At 37.0% G+C, this 23,843-nt stretch carries 22 protein-coding genes and 1 pseudogene; 5 read left to right on the top strand and 18 right to left on the bottom strand.

Features of this window, described 5'->3' with window-relative positions:
* Nucleotides 1-177: 177 nt before the first annotated feature.
* The 5 genes from BEN26_RS12835 to speE form a co-directional block, all read right to left on the bottom strand.
* A complete protein-coding gene (locus BEN26_RS12835) occupies nt 178-504 on the bottom strand; it encodes a LapA family protein (protein ID WP_068726694.1) in 327 nt (108 codons plus the stop codon).
* Between the two features lie 126 nt (nt 505-630).
* Entirely contained in the window at nt 631-786 is a 156-nt protein-coding gene (locus BEN26_RS12830) for a XapX domain-containing protein (protein ID WP_068726696.1), read from the bottom strand.
* Nucleotides 783-1,232, bottom strand: coding sequence for a YwiB family protein (locus BEN26_RS12825; protein WP_068726698.1), 450 nt, complete (start codon nt 1,230-1,232; stop codon nt 783-785). Before BEN26_RS12825 ends, BEN26_RS12830 begins: the two co-directional genes overlap by 4 nt.
* A gap of 83 nt (nt 1,233-1,315) precedes the next feature.
* Nucleotides 1,316-2,185, bottom strand: a complete 870-nt coding sequence (gene speB, locus BEN26_RS12820; protein ID WP_069798303.1) for an agmatinase — start codon at nt 2,183-2,185, stop codon at nt 1,316-1,318.
* Nucleotides 2,186-2,191: 6 nt separating this feature from the next.
* The gene (gene speE, locus BEN26_RS12815; RefSeq protein ID WP_069798306.1) at nt 2,192-3,022 is read right to left on the bottom strand and encodes a polyamine aminopropyltransferase; all 831 of its coding nucleotides are present in this window, start codon (nt 3,020-3,022) and stop codon (nt 2,192-2,194) included.
* Between the two features lie 256 nt (nt 3,023-3,278).
* On the opposite strand from speE, the gene BEN26_RS12810 reads away from it, so the two are divergent.
* Nucleotides 3,279-5,333, top strand: a complete 2,055-nt coding sequence (locus tag BEN26_RS12810) for a transglycosylase domain-containing protein (protein WP_483887675.1) — start codon at nt 3,279-3,281, stop codon at nt 5,331-5,333.
* A gap of 55 nt (nt 5,334-5,388) precedes the next feature.
* A complete protein-coding gene (locus tag BEN26_RS12805) occupies nt 5,389-5,580 on the top strand; it encodes a 2-hydroxymuconate tautomerase (protein WP_068726702.1) in 192 nt (63 codons plus the stop codon).
* A gap of 30 nt (nt 5,581-5,610) precedes the next feature.
* Here BEN26_RS12805 and BEN26_RS12800 read toward each other — a convergent pair whose 3' ends face one another.
* The 4 genes from BEN26_RS12800 to glcD form a co-directional block, all read right to left on the bottom strand.
* Nucleotides 5,611-7,215, bottom strand: a complete 1,605-nt coding sequence (locus tag BEN26_RS12800) for an ATP-binding protein (protein ID WP_069798300.1) — start codon at nt 7,213-7,215, stop codon at nt 5,611-5,613.
* Nucleotides 7,216-7,369: 154 nt separating this feature from the next.
* Nucleotides 7,370-8,716: a chloride channel protein gene (locus BEN26_RS12795; protein ID WP_069798297.1), complete on the bottom strand. Its 1,347-nt coding sequence runs from the start codon at nt 8,714-8,716 to the stop codon at nt 7,370-7,372.
* Nucleotides 8,717-8,792: 76 nt separating this feature from the next.
* The gene (locus BEN26_RS12790; RefSeq protein ID WP_069798296.1) at nt 8,793-10,094 is read right to left on the bottom strand and encodes a (Fe-S)-binding protein; all 1,302 of its coding nucleotides are present in this window, start codon (nt 10,092-10,094) and stop codon (nt 8,793-8,795) included.
* Nucleotides 10,084-11,502, bottom strand: a complete 1,419-nt coding sequence (gene glcD / locus BEN26_RS12785; RefSeq protein WP_069798294.1) for a glycolate oxidase subunit GlcD — start codon at nt 11,500-11,502, stop codon at nt 10,084-10,086. The genes BEN26_RS12790 and glcD overlap by 11 nt, the downstream gene beginning before the upstream one ends.
* A 212-nt stretch (nt 11,503-11,714) precedes the next feature.
* Between glcD and BEN26_RS12780 the strand changes: the two genes are divergently transcribed.
* Together BEN26_RS12780 and BEN26_RS12775 are read left to right on the top strand one after the other, a co-directional pair.
* Nucleotides 11,715-12,437, top strand: coding sequence for a FadR/GntR family transcriptional regulator (locus tag BEN26_RS12780; protein ID WP_069798293.1), 723 nt, complete (start codon nt 11,715-11,717; stop codon nt 12,435-12,437).
* Between the two features lie 144 nt (nt 12,438-12,581).
* Nucleotides 12,582-13,280: a zinc metallopeptidase gene (locus tag BEN26_RS12775; protein WP_069798291.1), complete on the top strand. Its 699-nt coding sequence runs from the start codon at nt 12,582-12,584 to the stop codon at nt 13,278-13,280.
* Nucleotides 13,281-13,327: 47 nt separating this feature from the next.
* Here the strand turns inward: BEN26_RS12775 and BEN26_RS12770 are convergent, their stop codons facing one another.
* The 9 genes and pseudogenes from BEN26_RS12770 to BEN26_RS12730 all read right to left on the bottom strand — a co-directional run bounded on the left by BEN26_RS12770 (nt 13,328) and on the right by BEN26_RS12730 (nt 22,977).
* Nucleotides 13,328-14,851, bottom strand: coding sequence for a tripartite tricarboxylate transporter permease (locus BEN26_RS12770; RefSeq protein ID WP_069798289.1), 1,524 nt, complete (start codon nt 14,849-14,851; stop codon nt 13,328-13,330).
* Nucleotides 14,852-14,868: 17 nt separating this feature from the next.
* Entirely contained in the window at nt 14,869-15,342 is a 474-nt protein-coding gene (locus BEN26_RS12765; RefSeq protein WP_069798287.1) for a tripartite tricarboxylate transporter TctB family protein, read from the bottom strand.
* An 84-nt stretch (nt 15,343-15,426) separates the two neighbouring features.
* Nucleotides 15,427-16,446 carry a tripartite tricarboxylate transporter substrate binding protein gene (locus BEN26_RS12760; RefSeq protein ID WP_220126439.1) on the bottom strand — a complete coding sequence of 340 codons (1,020 nt, stop codon included), beginning with the start codon at nt 16,444-16,446 and terminating at the stop codon, nt 15,427-15,429.
* Between the two features lie 141 nt (nt 16,447-16,587).
* Entirely contained in the window at nt 16,588-17,265 is a 678-nt protein-coding gene (locus tag BEN26_RS12755) for a response regulator (protein WP_084818740.1), read from the bottom strand.
* 14 nt (nt 17,266-17,279) lie between these two features.
* Nucleotides 17,280-18,887: an ATP-binding protein gene (locus BEN26_RS12750; protein ID WP_069798281.1), complete on the bottom strand. Its 1,608-nt coding sequence runs from the start codon at nt 18,885-18,887 to the stop codon at nt 17,280-17,282.
* A gap of 137 nt (nt 18,888-19,024) precedes the next feature.
* Nucleotides 19,025-19,995 (bottom strand): annotated as a pseudogene (gene mnmL, locus BEN26_RS12745) (tRNA modification radical SAM protein MnmL/YtqA).
* Nucleotides 19,996-20,050: 55 nt separating this feature from the next.
* Nucleotides 20,051-20,848, bottom strand: a complete 798-nt coding sequence (locus tag BEN26_RS12740) for a TIGR01457 family HAD-type hydrolase (protein WP_069798279.1) — start codon at nt 20,846-20,848, stop codon at nt 20,051-20,053.
* A 5-nt stretch (nt 20,849-20,853) separates the two neighbouring features.
* On the bottom strand, nt 20,854-22,272 hold the full coding sequence (locus tag BEN26_RS12735) for a sodium:solute symporter family protein (RefSeq protein ID WP_069798277.1): 1,419 nt from the start codon (nt 22,270-22,272) through the stop codon (nt 20,854-20,856).
* Between the two features lie 24 nt (nt 22,273-22,296).
* The gene (locus BEN26_RS12730) at nt 22,297-22,977 is read right to left on the bottom strand and encodes a site-2 protease family protein (RefSeq protein ID WP_069798275.1); all 681 of its coding nucleotides are present in this window, start codon (nt 22,975-22,977) and stop codon (nt 22,297-22,299) included.
* A 75-nt stretch (nt 22,978-23,052) separates the two neighbouring features.
* On the opposite strand from BEN26_RS12730, the gene BEN26_RS12725 reads away from it, so the two are divergent.
* Entirely contained in the window at nt 23,053-23,613 is a 561-nt protein-coding gene (locus BEN26_RS12725; RefSeq protein ID WP_069798273.1) for a beta-class carbonic anhydrase, read from the top strand.
* The last annotated feature ends 230 nt before the right edge of the window (nt 23,614-23,843 follow it).

Below are 23,843 nucleotides of genomic sequence, written 5' to 3'. Positions count from 1 at the left end.
CTTTGCCGCCGGCTTCCTTCAGATTCCACCTCACGATGGACACCCTTGCCTTAGGCTAATGGTTGGTTGCTACATACCCCCATAACGGACTTTCACCGTCTAGTTAATCGCCATGCGTGGCGCACTAAAAAATAAGGATTGAATCTTTCACTTCAATCCTATGTCATCGAATGATTCTTATGCCTGCTCGCCTTCAGTCTTAACCTCTGTTTCCTTATGAACCGTTTCTGTCTCCGTTTGTTTTTTTATCTCCTGTAGCTCTTGTTTTAATTGGCTGTTTTCCTTTTCTAACGTTTTCATTTTTCTTGTCGTTTGAATTTGTTTCATCGATGAAAGGATAAACATAAACAGTGCTCCAATCAGAATCGAAAAAATAATCATCAATATCAATGGGACATCTGCTTGTGTAAAATAAAAGTCGATGACTACAGGTTGTATATTCATAACAGCAAAAACGACGACAATAAGGGTAAAGAATAATAAAATAATTAATCTTGCCTGCATACGATCACCATCCTAGTTATCCTATTCGCTATCAAATGGTCTTTTCCTGCTAAGATAGCCCACAAAAGTGAAATAGAGATGTATATTACAACGAGCAAAGTCATCCATGCCTCTTTGAAGAAATAACTAGAATAACCAATCAAATAGTTTGAATCCTAAAAATATCCCTATAATCCCCATAATTCCAGGTAATGCGGGTGGTGCGGGAATAGGTAGTTTGAAGAACGCAAAAAGGAATCCAACCACCCCACCGGTTAGCAATGATAATAAAATTTCCTTCAATGTAAGATCCCTCTTTCCTCTTGATATTCTATTTCAACTTGATAATGTCCAATTTTTTGTTGGTCAATGTATACATCATAACTTAAATAAATTTTTCCTTTTAGCCATTCCTTCTCGATTTTGACCTGATGTGTTATCATCTCTAATTCTAATCTGCCATAAGGACTTAAATAGGCGTTTGACCATGTTTTCCCTTTTTCAAAAACTTGTTTCATACTCACATCGCCTTGACGAATAATCGTTACAACCGGTGAATCCTTTTCAGCCTCTTTCCACTGAACAATCGTCGCTGTTTTTCCTAAGTCCTCTAACTGTTCTTCATAGCGCAAATAAACTGACTCATCTTTAAGATATAATTTGCCCTTCCCCTGAAACGTCATTCTATCCTCTTCACCATAAGGATGACGAATATAAGTGATGACTTGTAATGTTACATCTTGTTCCATTTTTCTCACCTTGTTTTATGTACAGATATTTCTAACGGTAGAAAAGCTTCTATCCTAGCTTTCCGATGCATTGGATAGAAGCTTTATCTAATAAATCCCAAAAGGATTTCTCTTACTAATTTAGAAGCAAGGATTGATGTCTGATCAGAAGAATCAAGAACAGGTGCAACTTCTACTATGTCAGTTCCTACGATTTGAAGTCTTGAGCGAGACATTTCATGAATCGCTGAAAGCAATTCTTTTGGGGAAGTACCTCCAGAATCAAGAGTTCCTGTTCCAGGAGCAGCACTTGGATCGATCACATCAATATCAATCGTAAGGTAGACAGGGCGATCCTTTATCGTGGGTATCACCTTTTTCAATGGTTCAAGTACTTCAAAGGGATAAAAGTTCAAATTTTGTCTTGCAAATGCAAATTCTTCTTTGGTTCCAGAACGGATACCAAATTGATAAACGTTCCCTCCCCCGATCAATTCTACTGCTTTACGAATAGGGGTTGCATGGGAATAGAGTTCACCCTCATAATCTGTTCTTAGATCGGCATGGGCATCAATATGAATTAAAACCATATTAGGATATTTTTTATAAACCTCGCGAATGACTGGCCATGTGACTAAGTGTTCTCCACCTAAGCCTAAAGGAAATTTATCATCCTTTAGAATTTTTGCAACATATTCCCCGATCATATTAACACTTTTTTCTGGATTACCAAAAGGAAGGGGAATATCACCAGCATCAAAATACTTTACTTCCGTTAATTCCCGATCTAAATAAGGACTGTATTCTTCTAAAAGGATCGATACTTCTCTTATTCTTTTCGGGCCAAACCTTGAACCGGGACGAAAACTAACGGTAAAATCCATTGGCATGCCATAAATAACGACTTGAGCATCCTCATAAGTAGGATGGGCTGCAATAAAGACATTTCCAGAATAGGCCTCATCAAATCTCATTAAACCTTACTCCTTTACTAAGTCTTCAACAAATTTAGGTAATTGAAAAACAGACTTGTGAATACTTGGTGAATAGTACTTGGTATCTAAATCTTTTAACTCTGATTCATTCACTTTTAATGGATCATATTTTTTCGAACCCATCGTAAAGCTCCATAATCCGCTTGGGTATGTCGGAATACTAACGGTATAGAGTCTGGTAATAGGGAATATGGAACGGATATCCTTAAACACTCGACGAATTAAATCTCGGTTAAACCATGGAGATTCAGTTTGAGCAACAAGAATTCCATCTTCTTTTAAGCAATCATAAATTCCTTGATAAAAGCCTTTTTCAAATAATCCGACTGCAGGACCCACTGGTTCTGTCGAATCGACCATAATCACATCAAATTCATTTTTATGATCGTGAATATATTGAATTCCATCTACGACCTGAACATCTACACGTGGGTCATCCAGTGCCCCCGCAATTTCAGGTAAGTATTGTTTTGAAGTTTCAATCACTCTACCATCAATTTCAGCTAATACTGCTTTTTCTACACTAGGATGTTTAATGATCTCACGAATGGCTCCACCATCTCCTCCACCGACAACTAAAACTTTTTTAGGATTTGGATGTGTATTTAAGGCCACATGGGTGATCATCTCATGATAAACAAATTCGTCTTTAATTGTGGTCATTACCATACCATCTAAAACAAGCATCCGACCAAATTGATTCGTATCAATAATATCTAGTTGTTGGAAGTCTGTTTTTTCACTATGTATGGTTTTAGAAATCTTCGTCGTTATCCCATGATTAGGGGTTTGTTTTTCTGTGTACCATAATTCCATTAACCCCATCAATGCTTCATTATTCATCTTTCCAGCCTTCTTTCTATCTTCATTTTCTTTTCATCTTTTCTATTCACTTTTCTTCCTTAGATTTACCCTTTTTGCTTATTTTCATCACGATGTACAACAAATTGTATTATATTAAAAACGAACAAAAATGCAAGAAAAAATTGACTTTGCCTTCTGCCTCAAGTATAAGCTTTTCTATTTTTACCCATAATGGTAAATAAAGATTTTGCTTGGAGAGGGGGCAAATGTGTTGAGTAAATATGATCCATTAAATGAAATGATGTTATACCGAGTTTTAAAAAAAATTAAAAAAATTTCGCTTGTATTACTCTCATTGTTTTTTATTTTTAGTAGTTTATTGTTATTTTTTATTCTCTATTTACAAGCAAAACCTCTTCCTAAGACAACGATTGAGCAAACTTCTTTTATTTACTCGATGGATGGAGAAGTGATTGATGACCTTTATTCTGGAGTGAATCGTGAATATATTCCTCTTTCTAAGATTTCAAAGTCATTGATTGAAGCAACAATAGCAATTGAAGACCGAAAATTTTATAGCCATTTTGGCCTTGATCTGATTCGGATTGGTGGGGCGGTAATTGAAGACATCAAACAGATGGCTAAAGTACAAGGGGCTAGCACAATTACTCAACAGCTTGCAAGAAATCTCTATTTAACACTAGATAAAACATGGAAAAGAAAAGTGGATGAGGCTTTATTAGCCATTCAATTAGAGTTTCAATATTCGAAGGATGAAATCCTTGAAATGTATTTAAACCAAATCTACTATGGCCATTCTGCAAATGGGATTCAAATGGCTGCAAAAACTTATTTTAATAAAGATGCTGCTGACTTAGATTTAGCAGAAAGTGCGATGTTGGCTGGAATCCCAAAAGGTCCATCTGTTTATTCTCCATTTAAAAATCTGGAGAAAGCAAAAAGAAGACAAAAACAAGTTTTAACTTCTATGGTTGCAGTTGGTTATATTACACAGGAAGAAGCAAACAAGGCATACCAAGAAAAACTTATTTTTAAAAATCCAAATGAAAAAGTAAATTTAGCAAGTGCACCTTATTTTCGCGATTACATTGTTTCCCTCGTTAAAAATGAATATGGAATTGAAGAGGAACAGCTTTATCAAGGTGGCTTAAAAATCTATACCACGTTAGATTCAAAGATGCAAAAGGCCGCAGAGGAGACATTGGCCAACCGACTTCCTAAGGATCGACTTTTGCAAGGTGCTTTAATTAGTATCGATCCAACTAATGGTTTTATTAAAGCAATGGTGGGTGGAAGAGATTACCAAAAGAGTCAATATAACCGAGTATTTGCAGAAAGGCAACCAGGGTCTTCCTTTAAACCTATTTTATATTTAGCAGCCTTAGAAAATGGGTTTACACCTGTTAGCAAGTTTAAGAGCGAGCCTACTGTTTTTACATTCGGACAAAATCAAACCTATCAGCCTACCAATTTTGGAAACCGTTATCCAAACCGAGAAATCGACTTGAGATATGCTTTAACCCATTCTGATAATATTTATGCGGTAAAAACCCATATGGAAATTGGAATGGAGAAGTTAGTAGAAATGAGTATGAAGCTTGGAATCGATAAGGATCTAAAACCCTACCCATCCTTAGCATTGGGTAGTCAAGAGGTAACTCCGTTTGAAATGGCCAAGGCATACGCAACCATTGCTAATCAGGGGAAAAGAATTGAACCTACGGCGATTCTAAAAATTGAAGATGTGAATGGTAACGTCCTCTATGAGAAAAAGGAAATCATAGAAACTGAAGTAGTTTCTGCTGATTCAAGTTTTATTTTAACCTATCTGATGGAAGGGGTCTTTGAACAAGGGGGCACAGGTTATTCTGTTTCTGATCGCTTAAATCGCCCGATTGCAGGAAAGACGGGTACAACGGATTATGATGCCTGGTTGATTGGCTACACTCCCCAGTTGGTTACTGCGCTTTGGGCAGGCTATGATCAAAATGAGAAATTGGTAGAAGGAGACTCAATGATCAGTAAGGAAATCTGGGCAGATTATATGAAAAAGGCTCATCAATCATTACCCTTACAGTTATTTACTGTACCTGAGGGTGTCATTAGCCTCTATATTGATCCTGAATCGGGAAAAATTGCAACAGAAGATTGTCCCAATCCTCGATTAGAAGCTTTTGTAAAAGGAACTGAACCGACTGAATATTGTGACCTGCATCAAAATGAAGATAAGGAACCTAAGCCAATTGAACCACCCAAAAATGAATCTTTCTGGAGTAGATTAAAGTATTGGTGGAAACAATGACCAATCGATACTATAATAGAAATGTATACAACTAATAGGACAAGGGGATGAGTTGATGCCATTTGTTACAATTGAATTGATTGAAGGACGTTCACCTGAACAAAAAAGAGAACTCGTAGAAAAAATTACAAAGGTTGTTACTGAAACAGTCAATGTTCCTGCAGAAAGTGTTTATGTTTTTATTGAAGATTTAAAGAAAGACCATTTTGCCCGTAATGGGAAATTAGTGATCGATGAGCAAAAATAATAAATCGCGCCTAAGGCGCGTTTTATTATTTTAATATTCCTCTACCCTTTGTTTTGGCAGTGAAATCGTAAAAGTTGTTCCTACTCCTATCTCACTAGTGACCTGAATTTCCCCTTGATTTTCTTTCACAATCCGATAACAGATAGGAAGCCCCAATCCTGTTCCCTCTTCTTTTGTGGTATAGAATGGTTCAAAAATCTGTTTCAGCTTATCCTTTGGAATCCCCTGGCCATTATCTTCGATACAAATATGGATATGATCCAGATCATCCCTGCAATAAATCTTTACCGTTCCCCCTTCTTTAGGTAACGCATCTAGGGCATTTTGAATTATATTAATAAATACTTGTTGAAATTGCTGTTTGTCAACATAAATTGGATACTTACAATCAAGAGTTTCTACCTGAATCTCATGCCCAAGTAAAAGAGCTTTTGTTTGTAATAATATGATCACATCCTCCAAAACTTGCTGTACCAACCACTCCTTTTTAGCTACAGGACGGTTTTGAGCAAGATGTAAAAAATCGTTTACCAATTGATTCACTCGATCTAATTCAGCGACAATGATATTCTCCCACTGTTTTAAACTTTCGCTTTCCTTGGCAGATAACTGTATAAATCCTCGTACAGCAGTTAACGGATTGCGAATCTCATGAGCCAATCCAGCAGCCAATTGACCAATCACTGATAGGCCTTCCATCCTTTTTTTCATATCTTCTTGTTGGTTTTTATATTGTTGTTTATCAAGAGCCAATTTTTTTTGTGCAACCCAGACCAATTTTTCGGGTTCTGTTGCCTCCTCAGGATAAGAAGCCGTTGCAATCGAATATTTTAGCGGCATCGCTTCTGTATGATTAAATGAAATCTCCTGTAAAATCATTTCAATTTGTTGATATATGTCTTTTAGATCTCCATCAAAGCCTATAACGAAACAATCGCCCTCATAACGGGAAAGTAAGGTCTGCTTAGGAAGGAGATTCCGCAATTCATTGGCTAATAACTTCAGAAATTGATCTCCCTCTTCCTCGCCATGCAAAAAATTGATTCTTTTAAAATCATTAAAATCGATAAAAATAATATGATAAGCGGTCGGTTTATTCTGCCAAATATGATGTAATTGATGTTGAAACCCCTTAAAATTATAAAGCCCTGTTAAATAATCCTGGTGAGATTGACTTTCGCTTTGTCGGTAAATTCGAACAAAATAATAGGCAAAATAGGAAATGAAAAAAATGACAGTTACATCATAAAGCGTAATCATCAAATCTTTTAAGGTTAAGTTCGTAAATAGAATTTCGATAAAAGCGTGAATAAGCGAATAGAATAAGGTGGTAAGTAATAAGACTTTTCGAGAGTTAATTTGGGTTGCTAAATAAATGACCACAGAATAATACAAGACATGAACAAATTGGGATACATCCAAAAAATGAATCATTCCGATATCTAAGACTAGAAAAGCAAGGATATAGTTGTTTGAAAGGTGATGGCGAAAAATTTTTAGGTTAAAAGTAAAAAGATTAAGTAATCCAAGAAGAATAAGAAGCCATAACAATTGTAATTGGAAACCAAGAAGGAGGGCGTTAATCATTCCGGTCATGATTGAAAACATGACAATAAACCAGCGAAAATTCCCCATGGATTACCCCCCTATTCTCTCCAGACTATCGTTTCTCTCTAGACTATCGTTCAATATATTTATTCGACAAAATTTACTAATTTCCTTCACAACTTTTACAACTATTTAATATAACCTACAAAAAACCTACTAGAATTTTTTCTAGTAGGAAACTTTAATTCTCTTTTTCTTTCTGATTATGAAGAAGAACATGCATTTTATTACTTAATCTTAATTTTTGAATTTGTCGAATTTCACAATTGATATCTGTGTCGATTGAAGGTGATTTAGACATCGAAAGAATTTGACTTGGATATACACTACGATGGCCAACCACAAGATAGCTTATAACACTTACGATCGAAGCATAGGTGGCAACTTTTACGCCAAATAATTCCATGGCCATTATAATCGCCGCTAATGGTGTATTGGCACTTGCAGCTAAAAATGAAACCATCCCTATCGCTGAATACATAGCTAAATCACCATGGATAAGCTGCGCCCATGCATTTCCTAAAGTAGACCCTATATAGAAAACAGGAGTTAATATTCCTCCACTTCCACCTGAGCCTAACGTTACAGATGTTGTGAAAATCTTAATAAAAAAAGAAAGTGAATCTACCTTATGCCCTGCTAAGGCCTGATCAATCACATAGGTTCCTAGTCCAATATAGTCCTTGCTATGGGTTAATAAGACGATAAATATCAAAATAAAGCCACCAATGAATCCTTTTAGAGGTTTATAGATTTTAAGGGAATACTGAAAATATGCCTCAATGATGTGTAAAGCTTTGATTAACAATAAAGAGATTAATCCAATTAGAATACCGAACAAAATAAGATAGAAAAACATTGATATTTCGCTTTTCGCTGGAACTTGTATGGCATATTTAAAATGCTTTACTCCCAAGTATTCATTGATATGAAAGCTGACATAAGCAGAAATTAAAGAGGGTAATAGAACACGATAAGAAAATTTACCTATAAATAAAACCTCTGCTGCAAAAATAGCCCCTGCAATCGGAGTGCCAAAAACCCCTGCAAATCCAGCACTAATTCCACATATTACAAATCTTCTCCGATCATCTTCGTTAAAGCGAAAAAGGTCAGAAAAGGCTGAAGCAATTCCTGCCCCAATTTGGGCACTTGGGCCTTCTTTCCCAGCAGACCCACCAGATATAAGGGTGACTAATGTAGCAAAAACCTTAATCGGTACAACTTTTACATCGATCTTACCATTTTTTTTATGAATGGATTCAATTACTTTTTCTGTTCCATGACCTGCTGCATCTGGTGCAAATCGTAATACCATCCAACTACTTAAAAAGAATGCAATCGGCATAAAAAGATAATAATAAGGCCATTCAGCTGCCTTTTCCGTACCATAAGCAAGCGTATTTAAAAATAAAGCAGTCACTCCTCCTACCACGGTTCCTACAAAGATAGATAAAAAAATCCATTTGATTGTGCTCAATAGTAGGATGGATTCCTCCAGAACCTCCTGATTGATCTCTTTTTTCATCAAAAACCGCCTCCAAACTTTAATTTTAGCACTGTAGTTAATTGAAGACAATAGAATAGAGACGGCCTTTTAGAATCTAGTTTAGATTTTTCACGCCAGCTGCTTCAGCTAAAAGATCTGCAATATGAACAGCTCTTACTTTACCTTCTAACCCTGCTCTTTGAATACCGATCCTCATTTGCAATAAACAGCCCGGATTAGCGGTGACAACTATAGAAGCATTTGTATCGATTACATTTACCATTTTTGCATCTAAAATCTGCATTGAATGTTCGTGGTGAACCATATTGTAGGTTCCGGCAGAACCGCAACAAGTTCCAGCACCCTTCATTTCCACATATTCAATACCAGGAATCGCTTGAATCAGTTTTCTTGGTTGTAAAGTAACCCCTTGAACATTGGCTAAATGGCATGAATCCTGATAAGTCACACGGACATTCATCGGTTTTAGCGGTGGTAGTTCATCAATTTCAGCCAGTATCTCGTTAATATCCTTCACTTTTTTGACAAATAATTTCGCTCGATCACTCCATACAGGATCATCCGCGAGAAGCTTATCATATTCTTTTAACATTGCCCCACAACCACCTTGGTTATTTACCAAATAGGTTGCCCCAATTTCTTCCATCATTTTAATATTCTTTTTCGCCAATTCTTTGGCTAGATCTATTTCACCTGTATGAGCATGAACGGCTCCACAACAAGTTTGACTTTCTGGATGAATGACAGGGAAACCACTTTCTTTTAATAATGCCATTGTAGATTGGTTTATTTCGTGAAAAATAGCGTCTTGAATACAACCACTAAAAAAAGCAACTGTTGGTTTATTTGTTTTTCTTTCAGGTTCAACTCGTTTTGGCAGCATCGATTTTAAAGAAGATACTTCTGGAAGGACCCTTTCAAACGTTTCCATATGCCAAGGAAGTACTTTAAGTACACCGCTTTTTCTGACGACTTTTTGAAGACCTGATTTTTGATAGATTCGAATTCCACCTCTTACCCATTTCATTCTCTTAGGATAGGGTAATAGTTTTCTTAAAAATAACCATCGAACCGCCTTCACCGTCGGTGAAAAGTTGATTTGTTTTGTAATGACCTCTTTTGCATGCTCTAGCATTTGGCCATATTGTACCCCTGAAGGACAGGCAATTTCACAAGCTCGACAACCCAAACATAAATCTAGTGAATCCATAATATCATTGGTGACAAGAGCACCATCCTGTACCGATTTCATTAAGGCAATTCTGCCCCTTGGAGTCGCAGTTTCTTTTGGTATGATTTTGTATGTCGGACATACAGAAAGGCAAAAACCACACTGCATACAATTTAATAGATCATCCTCTGAAATTCCTAAAGCTAATGAAAGATTACCGCTCATGCTGGATCACAACTCGCTTTCTTGCTTGTTCTACGAATAGTTTCCCAGGGTTTAAAATCCCTTTTGGATCAAAAGCTTTCTTTATGCCCTTCATTACTTCAACCCCAGATTCACCAATTTTCCACTCCAAATAACTTGCTTTTGCAATCCCTACTCCATGTTCCCCTGTAATGGTTCCTCCTAAATCAATCGTTTTTTCGTAGATTTCATCAAACGCTTTTTCCACACGCTCAATTTCATCTGTGTTGCGTACATCCGTTAAACAGGTTGGGTGAAGGTTTCCATCCCCTGCATGGCCAAATGTACAAATGTGCAAATCATATTTTTGAGCGACTTCCTTTATCTTATCTACTAATGGTGCAATTTCTGAACGAGGAACCGTCGCATCTTCAAGAATCGTAGTAGGTTTAAGCCTTGCTAGAGCAGAAAGTGCCATTCTTCTAGCTGTCATTAACTGATTCGCTTCCTCTGTAGTTTGAGCCACTTCAACAGAAACGGCTCTTTCCCCTTTGCAAATCTCTGCCATCCGGGTAATATCTCGATCTACTTGGTCTTTACTCCCATCTTGTTCCATTAACAGGATCGCTTCAACATCGCGAGGTAATCCTATTTTCACATAATCCTCAACTACATTAATCGTTGCATTATCCATAAATTCTAGGGTAACAGGAATGATTTTATTGGCAATAATCTTAGATACAGCTTTTGCTGCATCTGTTAAATCCTTAAACATGGCTAACATCGTTCTTTTCGTTTCAGGCAATGGTAAGAGCTTTAAAGTAGCTTCTGTAATCACAGCTAAGGTTCCTTCAGATCCGATCAATAGCTTTGTTAAATCATACCCTGCAACATCCTTTGCTAGTTTTCCGCCTGTTTTTAGGATATCCCCGTTTGGCAAAACAGCTGTTAACGCGATGACATAATCCTTTGTTACACCATATTTTAAACCACGTAATCCCCCAGCATTTTCAGCAATATTGCCGCCAATTGTTGAGATGCGTAAACTTCCTGGATCGGGTGGATAGAATAATCCTCTTGCCTCTACCGCTTGGTGGATTTCGGCGGTAATCACACCAGGTTGAACGGTACAGGTTAAGTTTTCTTCATCGATCTCTAAAATTTGATTCATTCGATTTAACCCTAAAACAAGCCCACCTTTAAGTGGAACCGTTCCTCCACTTAAATTAGTTGCAGATCCTCTTGGTATAACTGGGAACGCAAAGTGATTGGCAATCTTTAGAATTGCAGAAACTTCTTCGGTTGTTTTTGGTAAAACAACGACATCAGGCAGTTGTTGATACATCGGCGTTGAATCATAGGAGTAGGCAACCAATTCTTCAGGTTGATCCATTACCCAATCTTTCCCCACCACATCAATCAATTGCTTTTTTATCGCTGGATCTAACATCTTAAATCCTCTCCCCCAATAAACATAGTTCTATTTTTTTGATTATCTGATGACCTTATCATACCATAAATGAAAGCGGTATTTTTTATAAATTTTTATTTTTTAGAATTTGTTTTGGTTAAATTTTGTTTGGTTATTTACACAGTTTCATTTAAAATATAAGTTGTACGATATTATGGATAGTGTGAATATCCCTTGAGGTGATTCATTTTATGGAATTTCAACAAATAAAACCGCAAAAAATCTATGAACGTGTAGCAGAACAGTTAAAAGAAATGATTATAAATGGTGACTTAAAACCAGGAGAGCGTTTATTATCTGTTCGCGAATTGGCTGAACAGTTACAAGTAGGACGAAGTGCCGTACGTGAGGCATTAACTGCCTTAAATGCAATGGGGTTAGTGGAAATTCGCCAGGGCGAAGGGACTTTTGTAAAAAAATATACAGAATCAGATCTGGTTTCCTTCGATATCTTTACCCTCCTCCTCGATTTTGAGCAAATTCAATCTTTGTTAGAGATTCGGAAAATTTTGGAGGTATCTGCTGCAGAATTAGCTGCGGAGCGTCGAACAAATGAAGACCTATTTCATTTAGAACAAGCGTTAAAGAAGATGGAAGTGGATTTAAGCAACCTAGACGCAAATGAAGAGGCAGATTGGATGTTTCATTATGCTTTGTCTAAAGCGACTAAAAATAATATGCTTGTTTATATTATTGAAAATATCTCAGATGCCATTAAAAAGAGCTTGAGAACAAGTCGAAAGGTTCTTTTTTCGATGCCAAAAACTCCTGAGCGTTTACTCACGGAACACCAAAATATTTATCAAGCGGTTGAACAAAAGGATGCTGAATTAGCAGCTTCACTGATGTTTCAGCATTTAAAACAAGTAGAAAATACGTTAACTAAAGTTTCAAAAGAAAAAGGACAAAAATGAAACCTTTTGCTTCTCATCGTCGTATATATCTTATACCCCCAAAAGTGACAGTTTCCTTCGAAACGTATTCCGATTACTTTTGGAGTCTCTATGAATAGGGTATAATAAAATTATGATCTTATCATGTTGGAGGGATGTTTTTCGATGTTCTTCTTTAGTGGTTATCCATTGCTTGATCTCTCAATTTTGGCTGCTTTTGGTTTATCCATTTGGGCCCAATTTAAAGTACAAGGGAACTATAGCAAATGGTCAAAAGTTGCTGCTTCTTCGGGAATCACTGGTGCTCAAGCAGCACGTCATTTGTTAGATCGAAATGGGCTATATGATGTTCCAGTAGAACCTGTTAGAGGTACTCTGTCAGACCATTATGATCCAATTCACCGTGTCGTTCGTTTATCTGAAAATGTTTATTACGGAAATTCCATTGCTTCGATTTCTGTTGCATCTCATGAAGTAGGACATGCGATCCAACATAAAGAACAATATAGCATGTTAGTCTTACGCCATCGTATATTCCCTATTCTCAACTTTACTTCTGGTTTAGCTCCATTATTACTGATTGGCGGTTTTCTATTCCGCTGGGCTGAACTAATTGGTTTAGGGATTGTCTTTTTCGCAACCGTAGTTGCATTTCAATTGATTACATTACCAGTAGAATTTAATGCTTCCAGCCGGGCAAAAGATTTGATGGTTGCTGAAGGGTTTATTCGCAACACAGAGGAACACGGTGTGAATAAAGTATTAGGGGCAGCAGCACTTACCTATGTTGCAGCCGCATTGATGGCCGCTTTGGAATTATTACGTTATGTATTCATTTTTATTGGGATGAGAGATGACGATTAAAAATGAAAGAACTGTCTCAGAATGTGAGACAGTTCTTTTTGTGCTTTTTACTTCATACCAATGATTTGATTTTCTGTTGTTGATGCTTTTCTTTTTTTGCCCCAGTCTTTTACAATAGGGAAAACGATTGAGATAATGGTTAAAACAATTAAGACTAATGATACCGTTGATTGGTAAAAAATATGAAAATCTCCGTTAGAAATCGTTAATGCTTGTCTAAAAGATTGTTCCATACTATTACCAACGATGACTGCTAAAATAAGGGGTGCTGTTGGTATATCTGCCTTATTCATTAAATAACCTATCAAACCAAAAATAACCAATAAATAAAAGTCTACAATACTATTGCTTATAGCATACGTTCCTACAAAAGCGAGACCTAAAACTATAGGATATAAAATCTTTGGTGGAATCGCAAGTACACGAACGAGTAATCCAGCTAATGGAATATTCACGATTGCCAAGATGACATTTCCAATAAACATACTAGCTATAAGTCCCCAAGCGATGTCAGGATGTTGCTGAAATAATAATGGACCAGGTTGAAGGCCAAGCATGAGCAAGGCTCCCATCATGACAGCCGTCGTACCTGAACCTGGAATTCCCAGTGTTAACATGGGGATAAGCGCACCAACAGATGCTGCATTATTTGCCGCCTCCGGTGCTGCAAGACCTTCTATCGCACCTTTCCCGAATTGCTCTGGATGTTTAGAAAGCTGTTTTTCATTATTATAAGCCATCAGTGATGCCATCGTTCCACCAGCACCAGGTAAAGCACCGATAAAAAAGCCAATTGGAGTACTTCTTAAGATCGGCCATTTACTACGTTTCCAATCCTCCTTTGTAATCCAAATCTTCTTAAATTTGGTCTGCATTTTTTTCTTGCCTTCTTTTATGCTTTGGAAAGTTTTAAAAACTTCTCCCAATGCATACATGGCGATAATCACGACAAGAAAATCAATTCCTGTTTGCAGTTCTAGAACGCCAAAGGTAAAACGCTGTTGTCCTGATTGTGCATCAATACCTACTGTAGAAATCATTAAACCTAAGATCATGGAAATAAAGCCCTTGATTAAATTCTCCTTGGCTAATGAAGCAGTTGCTGCTAATGCAAAAACCATTAGCATAAAATATTCTGGCGGACCAAATTTTAGGGCAAATTTTGCAACTGGACTAGCAACACCTGTCATAATGATCGTTGCTATAATTCCACCAATAAATGAGGCGATTGCTGACATGGCTAATGCTGCTTCTGCTCTTCCGTTTTGTGCCATAGGATAGCCATCAAAGGTTGAAGCAATGGCTGCCCCATCTCCAGGTGTATTGATTAAAATTGAGCTACGTGAACCGCCAAACATTGCTCCATAATAAACTCCTGCCATCGTAATTAAAGAGGCAACAGGTCCCATCGTAAAGGTTAAAGGAAGTAATACGGCTACACCTGTCGCAGGTCCAAGTCCTGGTAGCATACCAATAATCGTTCCCAAAACTCCACCTAACGTTACCCAAAAAATATTCTCTGGGGTAATCGCAACTGCAAATCCTTGTAATAGATGTGTAAGTACGTCCATTTTCGTCACCTCCTAGCCTAAAATCCAATGAAGGGCATTTTGGGTAAAATGATACCTAAAAACTTTGAGAAGACAATATAGATTCCAAGGGCAAATGAAATGGATACGATCATATTCGTTTTCCATTGTTTCACTCCATTTACGACAAATAAAATGGCTCCCAAAAAGAAAATCGTTGATAAAACATAGCCAATTCTGTCAAAAAGTAAAGCATAAATAATACTAACTACACTCGTAAAGGCAATTAACTTCGCGGTGTAGGTCATTTTCATCTTTCCTTGCTTTTGTTCACCATTGTTGGCCTTTCCCTTTGCCAATCCTTGAACTAACATCACTACCCCAAATATTGCCATCAAAACTCCTAAACCCAGTGGAAAATAAATGGGTGCCCAAGCATTTCCCACGGTGGCTTTAGGTAATTGATAAGATTGAATACTATAAACGATACCAATTAAGATTGAAACAATTCCTGTTAGCGCTGTTGTGTTCAATTTCCCTCACCTCACTCTGTTGAGAAAACCTTCTATCTGCTATAAAGAGCCATAGAGTGATCTATGGCCCATTTTTCTCTAAGACTACTTTAACATCCCAATTTCTTGAAGAATTACCTTGTAATCCTCATTGGTTTTATCTAAGAATTTTATAAAATCTTCACTATTTGCAAAGGCTAAATCCCAGCCATTGTTTTCAGCAGCCTTTTTCCATTCTGGCGTTTCTACCATTTTTGCGAGGATATCCTGCCAATACTTCACAGCGTATTCAGGCATTCCAGGAGGTCCAAAGAGTCCTCTCCAGTTTTCAAAGGTTGCATCGATTCCTTGTTCTTTTGCTGTTGGAATTTCAGCAATCACTCCTGTTCCAACACGACGATCTGCCGTTGTTGCAAGAACCTTTAATTCACCAGCTTCTGCTAAGGCTCTTACCTCACCTAGTCCAGTGGTAAGTAAATCTAAGTGTCCTCCCATCACTTGAGCTGCCCCTGAGTTATCTTGGAAACTAATGTAGTCAATATCTTTAATATTTTCTACCCCTGCAGCTTTTGCAATAATGAGGAATTGAATGTGATCCATACTTCCAGCTGAAGAGTTACCTCCGATCTTTACGCTTTTTGGATCCTTCTTGAGTGCTTCCATCACATCATTTAGTGAATTATATGGAGAATCCTTTGAAACAGCAAAGGCACCATAATCTGTAATAAGTTTAGCAATCGGTGTTGTATCTTTATAACTGAATTCTGTTGAACCATTCAAGTTGATCAATAATAATGGTGGTGAGTAGACAGAGATAATATTGTCGCTTCCTTTTTTCTCTTGTAGATAAGCTAAGGCAACACCCCCGCCACCGCCTGGCTTGTTAGTCACAGGCATTGCGACAGAAGTTAACTTCGTATCTTCAAGTGTTTTGGCCACCGTACGAATGGTTAGATCCCAGCCACCGCCAGCACCAGCCGGTGCAATGAATTCCATTGCTTTTGTTGGATATTTCACTTCTTCTTTTTGACCAGCATCCTTTGTCGTCGTTGTGGTGTTACTACAACCTGTAAAGACGACTAATAGAGCTAGAATAACAATCAAAATAAAAGAAAACCGCCTCAATTCTCCCAACCCCTTTTCTTAAAAATTAGAATAATTTTCTGTAAATTAAGAATAGCATGGGTAATCTGAATTGGAAACGGTTTCAACCATACTGTTTATTAATTGAATAAAGTCTATTTTGTTCATTTTGTTCACAAGAAATCATAAATGTCCATAGATTCTTTCTGGCCTTCCTACAGTTCCATATCTTAAATCGACCATAATTTCCCCTTTATTTACAAGAAATTCTAAATAACGTCTTGCAGTACTACGACCAATTCCAAGTTCTTTTCCTATTTCTTCAGCTGTAAATGCACTCCCTTCTTTATTTAAAAACCTTCTTACCCTTTCTAAAGTTAAGGGGTCTATACCCTTAGGGTAATGTTCCGATTGGTGTTCTAGATGTATGGAACGCCCCATAATCGCATCGATCTCAGTTTGATCTAATTCGGTCTCTTTTGCTAACTTTTGTTTATACCAGTGATATTTATTTAAAGATTTATGTAGACGTTCAATGCGAACTGGTTTTACCAAATAATCGAAGATTCCATGCCTTAAAAAGACTTCAAGTGTTTTTACTTCTTTTGCAGCCGTAATCATAATCACATCGATTTGGGGATAAGCATCTTTTATATGCAAGAATAATTCCTCTCCCGATATATCAGGAATATACACGTCTAGAAGGACGAGATCTGGTTGGTGTTGTTGCAATAATTGCAAAGCTGTTTTCCCATTTAAAGCAATGTCAACAATCTCAAAACCTTCTACCTGGCTGACAAAAGATTTATTGATTTCAGCGATACGAAAATCATCCTCAATGATCAATACTTTATACACCATACCTGCCTCCTTCCTTAATCATTCATCGGTTTTGTTAATTCAACTTCAAATACGACTCCTTGATGATTTGGTTGATAAAAACGGATCTTCCCATGATATTTCTTTACTAAGGTATCAACTAATGCTAAGCCAATTCCCCTTTTTCTTGAATCCCCTTTGGTTGTAAAACCATCTTTAAAGATCTTTTCCTTGATCTCATCAGGAATTCCCGTACCCCAATCTTCGATTCTAAAGAAAATCTTTTGCTCCCTATTTTGTAATAAGACAATGATTCTTTTATTTTCTTTGTCTTGATTACGAACTGAGTCTAAGGCATTTTCTATCAGGTTTCCATAAATCGTAATTAAATCTTCTATATCAACTTCATGTAATTCTTCTTGTAAATGAGTATTGGAATCAATCACAAACTGCACCTTTTGTTCTTCTGCTCTTGTCAGCTTCCCTATAAAGAAAGCTGAGAGCTTTGGATCATAAATATGCTCCATCAAGAAGGCAATCATATCATCTTGTTGAACCGTTTCATCGGTGATAAAAGAAATCGCTTCTTGAATTTTACCTAGTTGCAACAAACCAGAAATGGTATAAAGCTTATTGGTAAATTCATGATTTTGCGCTCTTAATGTATCTAAATAAACCTTATGATCGGATAATTCTTGTAAAAGACGATCAATTTCCATCTTTCTACGAAAACTAGCCACTGCCCCGATTACTTTTCCTTTTACAATCATCGGAACACGATTGGTAATGACCCATTCATCTCCAATTAACATTTCTTCATCGTATTGCGCTTTTCCTGTATTTAATACCTCAATAATTTTCGTATTGGCAAGAACCTCTTGTATTGGCTTTCCTATGAATTTAATATTTTGACTTTTGTGATCTAGTATCTTTTTTGCTGTTTCGTTGATCACTGTAATTTTACCTTGCTTGTCAACTGCAATAATTCCTTCTTTTACGCTTTCTAAAAGCGCCTCCCGTTCTAAAAATAATTGCGAAATTTCTTCTGGCTCTAAGCCAAAAATATCCTTTTTAATGTTCCAAGATAAAAAGAACGAACCTGCTATCCCTATCAATATTACTAATAAAATTGGGACGATCATTTTTATTACAAGGGCTTTTTCTCGATCTTTGATATCCTCCATTAAGAAACCAACAGAAACCACACCAATCACCTGTTTGGTTTCATCAAAAATAGGCGCTTTTCCTCTCAGAGATAGTCCTAGTGTTCCTACTGCACTTGAAATAATTGCCCTTCCTTCTTTTAATACAGGGTCATTGTCTCCCCCTACCATTTTCTTCCCCAAACGGTCAAGATAGGGATGGGAATAACGAATCCCCTCTTTGTTCCCAATAACAACAAATTCAGCTCCTACTTCTTTACGAATTTTTTCAGCTAAAGGTTGGATCACTTTGCTAGGATCATCCATCTTAAAGGCTTGGTGGATCGCTGGCATTATTGCCGTTGTTTTTGCTATATTTAAAGCATTTTCACCAATCTTTCTTTCAAGATTAGAGGTGATCATCATGGAAGATACAATTCCTAAGATCAGAATAACGATTAAGATAAAAGCCATGGATAAGATAATGATCTTGGTTTGCAGTCGCAAATGGATCTTTTTCATGAAAATCCCCCTTTTGTCCATCTATTAACATCATACAAAATATTCACTCTTTTTAGGAGAAAAAATAAAAATACCCACATAAGTAACGAATTGTTTAATAAGCGATTCTAATTACTTTTGTGGGAATCCACTCTTTCTTATTTATTTTTTTCTTCAAAATATTTGCCTTGCCATGTATCCCTTCTAGCTAATTCTTTATCAATCCCATTTAAAACTTCCCATTTCTTCAAAGTCCATAATGGTTCTACTAAAAGATCTGGTGGGCCATCTCCTGTTAAACGATGAACAACCATCTCAGGAGGCAAAATTTCAATCATATCTACGACCAACTTGGTGTATTCCTCACGATTCATAAAAGTTAATTTGCCTTCCCGATATAATTTCATCATCGGTGTTTTTCTCAAGAGATGAAGCATATGGATTTTTATACCTTGAACAGGCATCTGGGCTACAGCTTTTGCCGTTTCCATCATTTCTTCTTCACTTTCTCCAGGCAAATTCACAATAATATGAACCACTACATTAATATTCCGTTCTCTTAATTTTGAAACGCCATCTAAAAAAACTTCATAACTATGGGCTCTGTTTATCAATTGTTGGGTATGCTCATGAATGGTTTGTAGTCCCAATTCGACCCAGAGGTTTGTTTTATGATTCATTTTCTCTAGTAAATCAAGGACATCATCTGGCAAACAATCTGGGCGAGTAGCAATAGATAAGCCAACAACTCCTTCTTCCTCTAAGATTGCTTCATACATCTCTCTTAATTCGTTTACAGGAGCATACGTATTAGAGAAGGCCTGAAAGTAGCCAATATATTTTGCCTTTGGCCACTTTTCATGCATTTTATCTCGTACTTCTCTAAATTGCTGTTTTAATTCTATTCTTCTATCTCCAGCAAAATCGCCGATCCACGAGCACTACAAAAAATACAACCTCCTGTAGCCACTGATCCATCACGGTTTGGGCAAGTAAATCCACCATCTAACATCACTTTAAATACTTTTTCTCCAAATTTCTGGCGATAATCATAATTTAATGTATGATAACGTTTGTTCCCCCATAAGCGAGGAAGTTGCTCTTGAACACTTGTTGTTGATTTGATCATTACGTAATCTTCCATTCTTGTTTTCAAAATGATATCTACTATTTTAACATACTTCCTATAATAATTTCTGTGCTAACTCAAACAAATCATTTACCACAATTTGTGGCTGAAATGAAGAAAGGTTAAGATCATCTGCTTTGGTTATCCCTGTCAGTACTAATGCAGTTGGTAATCCGGCTTTGATCCCTGCTTGGATATCTGTGAGCTGATTATCACCGACCACCCAGATATTTTCTCTAGATAAAGAAGGGGCTTGATTCATTAGCTTAGTAATGGCGTATTCCATGATGATTGGTGAGGGTTTACCAATCACCACGGGTTCTTTTTTGCTCGCGGCCTGAATCGCTGCTGCAATTGAACCCGCTCCTGGTTGAGGCCTTTTGTCAGAAGGAAGAAGATGATCAGGATTTGTTATGATAAACCTTGCCCCTTGGTGGATCAATTGAACAGCTTTCGTTAATTTTTGATAATTGAACGCTCGATCGATTCCTTGAATAACCGCATCAATCTGTTCCCTTTTTCCATTCATCCCCTCACTAATTTGGATTCCTACCTCTTCTAGTGCTGCTTCTAATCCAGATTCACCAATCATATATACATTTTTACCTAGTTTGTAGTCAATGATATATTGTGCTGTGGCTTGAGCCGATGTATAAATCTCATGCTCATGTGCAGGAATTCCTAATTTGTTAAGATGATCGGCCACCATCTTAGGTGTCCTTGAAGAGTTGTTGGTTACAAATAGGAATGGAATCCCTCTTTCTCTTAAATGTTGAATGAATGATGAGGCATGAGGAATTGCTACTCCTCCATGATACATCGTTCCATCTAAATCAATTAAAAATCCTATCAATCTGATTAAAACCTCCTTGGCTTTGCAAAAAGAACCATCAACAAGATCAAGCCAATCGAAACAATCATCCCAATCGCTTGAGGGGTTAAAATACCAAACCCTTTTCCACCCGTAGTATAATTTAGTACTAAAGTAATCCCTATCCCAAGTCCACTAGCCAGAAAGGCAGATAATGTATTGGCTCCTTTTGAATAAATGCCAAATAATAATGGTGCAGTAATCGCAACAGACATTAAAGAATAGAAAATAGACAAACTAGCAATGATATTAGGTAAATATAAGGCTAACACCACACCAGCTACGCCACTAACAATAGTAATCATCCGGCTTACTTTCAGCAATTCTTGATTGGAAACCTTTTTATTGATATAGGTTGCATAAATATCCTTTGCTAATGAGGATGTAATCATAAATAAAACCGCATCAGCAGTGCTTGCCTCGGCAGCAAAAATAGCAGCTAGCGCTAACACGCTGATCCCAACTGGCAGCATTTCTTTCATTACCATAGGTAAAGCCATCTCTCGACTTGCTAGTTCAGGGAAAGCGGCAAAAGCCGTCATTCCTATGATGACTGGGATAAAAGCAAAAAATAATTGAATCAATCCATTATATGCCGTTCCTTTTTTAACTACCTGCTCATCTTTTGCACCAAAAATCTTCTGAATCAGTCCAGGCGAGATAATAAAAGAAGGTGTTAATAAAAAAATATAGCCAATAATCGCCTTAATGCCAATTCCGCTAAAGGAGAAATATTGTCGACTTTTCTCTACATCATCTAGATGTTGACTAATTAATTGTACCAATGAATCCCAACCGCCAATTGAATTGAGGGCAAAGGGCAAAGAGATGATAAAGCCAAACAAAATCATAGATAATTGAAATACATTAACAATCGCTGAGGATAAAAGACCACCGATCACAAAATAAAGGCTAACCACAATTGCCCCAATGAGTACGCCGACTGTTTTTGAAGTTCCGACAACCACCGTTAAAATCCATGAAATCCCAATCAATTGTCCAGCGAATAATGCCAGTGTGCCAATGGTCATCATGGCAGCAATCATTAAACGGAAAGAAGTATGATATCGATGTTCAAGATAATCCCCTAATGTGATAAGATTATATTGTTTTGATAGTTCCCAGATTTTAGGCCCTACTGTATAAGCTAACAGAAAGGAACCAATGGCTGAAGCACCAATCCACCACCATGCAGAGACCCCATTGATATAGCCCAAACCCGCTACTCCTACTGTTGACCCAGCCCCAATATTAGCTGAAAGCAAAGTGGTAAATAATAGCCCAGTGTTTAGTCTACGTCCTCCAACCAAGAAATCTGAGGAATCTTTAATATATCTTTTTGTAAAGATGCCAATGCCAAAAATAATAAGTAGATAAAGAATAAAACCAAAGACATAAATAGACATTACGCCATCCCTCTTATCTATAAATTACAAGCTAAAGATGAAAAGAAATAAATTCTCCAATGAATTAAAGATGATTGGTTGGATGGTATCAAAGATTGAGCCAAACACAAAATCCCCAACAGGTGTGATAAATAAAATGAGGAAAATAAACAAACTATAATGTTCATATTGAATAAGTTTTGATCTGACTTGACTTGGTGCTAAATCCTCGATCACTCGGTAACCATCAAGTGGAGGAAGTGGGATTAAATTAAATATAAATAACACCACATTTAAATTGATCAAAATTGTAAATAATGGAATTAGAACATCTATTGCCCTAGTACTTAATTGAGCAAGTATTCCAATAGCATCAAGTGCAAACCATAATCCCATCGCGATGGTAGCCACCAATAAGTTACTGATCGGGCCAGCAATGGATACTAAAACACCCGCAAGTCGTTTATTCTTAAAAAAGAAGTAATTCACAGGAACTGGTTTTGCCCAACCAAATCCAGCAATAAATATTAAAATCGTTCCAATCGGGTCTAAATGAACCGCGGGATTTAATGTCAATCGGCCTTGATTTTTAGCAGTAGGATCGCCAAATTTATACGCAACAAAGGCATGGCTAAATTCATGTACAGTAAAAGCGACAATTAGGGCAAAAATAACATAAGGTAATTGGTTGATAGGATAATATAAAAAACGTTGTAATGTTTCCATTTTCTTCACCACCTTCAACCTATTATAGCTAAAATGAATTGAGAAGTAAAAAATTTTAGTAAAGGAGTAATAGAAATGGAAAAACTTTATGAAATTTTAGCGTTTAATAAAACGTTTGTCGAAAATAAGGAATTTGAGAGATATCAGACAAGCAAGTTTCCCAACAAAAAAATAGTGGTCTTAACCTGTATGGATACCCGCTTGGTGGAACTACTTCCCCAAGCCATGAACATAAAAAATGGAGATATTAAAATGATAAAAAATGCAGGAGCGATTGTTTCTCATCCATTTGGAAGTGCGATGAAAAGTATTCTTGTTGCGCTATATGAGCTTCAGGCAGAGGAGGTAATGGTGATCGGCCATTATGACTGTGGTATGAGCCAAATTGATAGTAAGCAAATGATTAAACATATGAAGGAAAGAAGTATATCTGAAGAAGTGATCAATACACTGGAACATTCAGGTATTCCTCTTGTTGAATGGTTATCTGGATTTGAAAGTGTGGAGGAGAATGTAAAACATAGTGTTCAAGTCATTAAAAACCATCCCTTATTACCGAAGGGGACTCCTGTTCATGGACTAATTATCGATCCACATACAGGCAGATTAGATTTGATTGTAGATGGGATCGGGTAGGAGGCTGGCCATTATTTGACCAGCCGACCTCCCACAGCACCGTACGTACCGTTCGGTATACGGCGCTTCCAAAGTTTACACGTCACTTCGCAGAATAACACTTGCTAAAACTTAGATATCCAGCTCGCTTAAATCGCTCGTTAGATAGGGCTTTTGTCAAGATAGGGCTATGAGCAGTACGCCAATAGCCTTTTCTTGTATTCGCCCACATCCACGCTTGCTCCTCACTC

The organism is Tepidibacillus sp. HK-1, from assembly GCF_001748485.2.
Lineage (GTDB): Bacteria > Bacillota > Bacilli > Tepidibacillales > Tepidibacillaceae > Tepidibacillus_B > Tepidibacillus_B infernus.
This window is presented reverse-complemented; position numbering and strand designations above follow the sequence as displayed.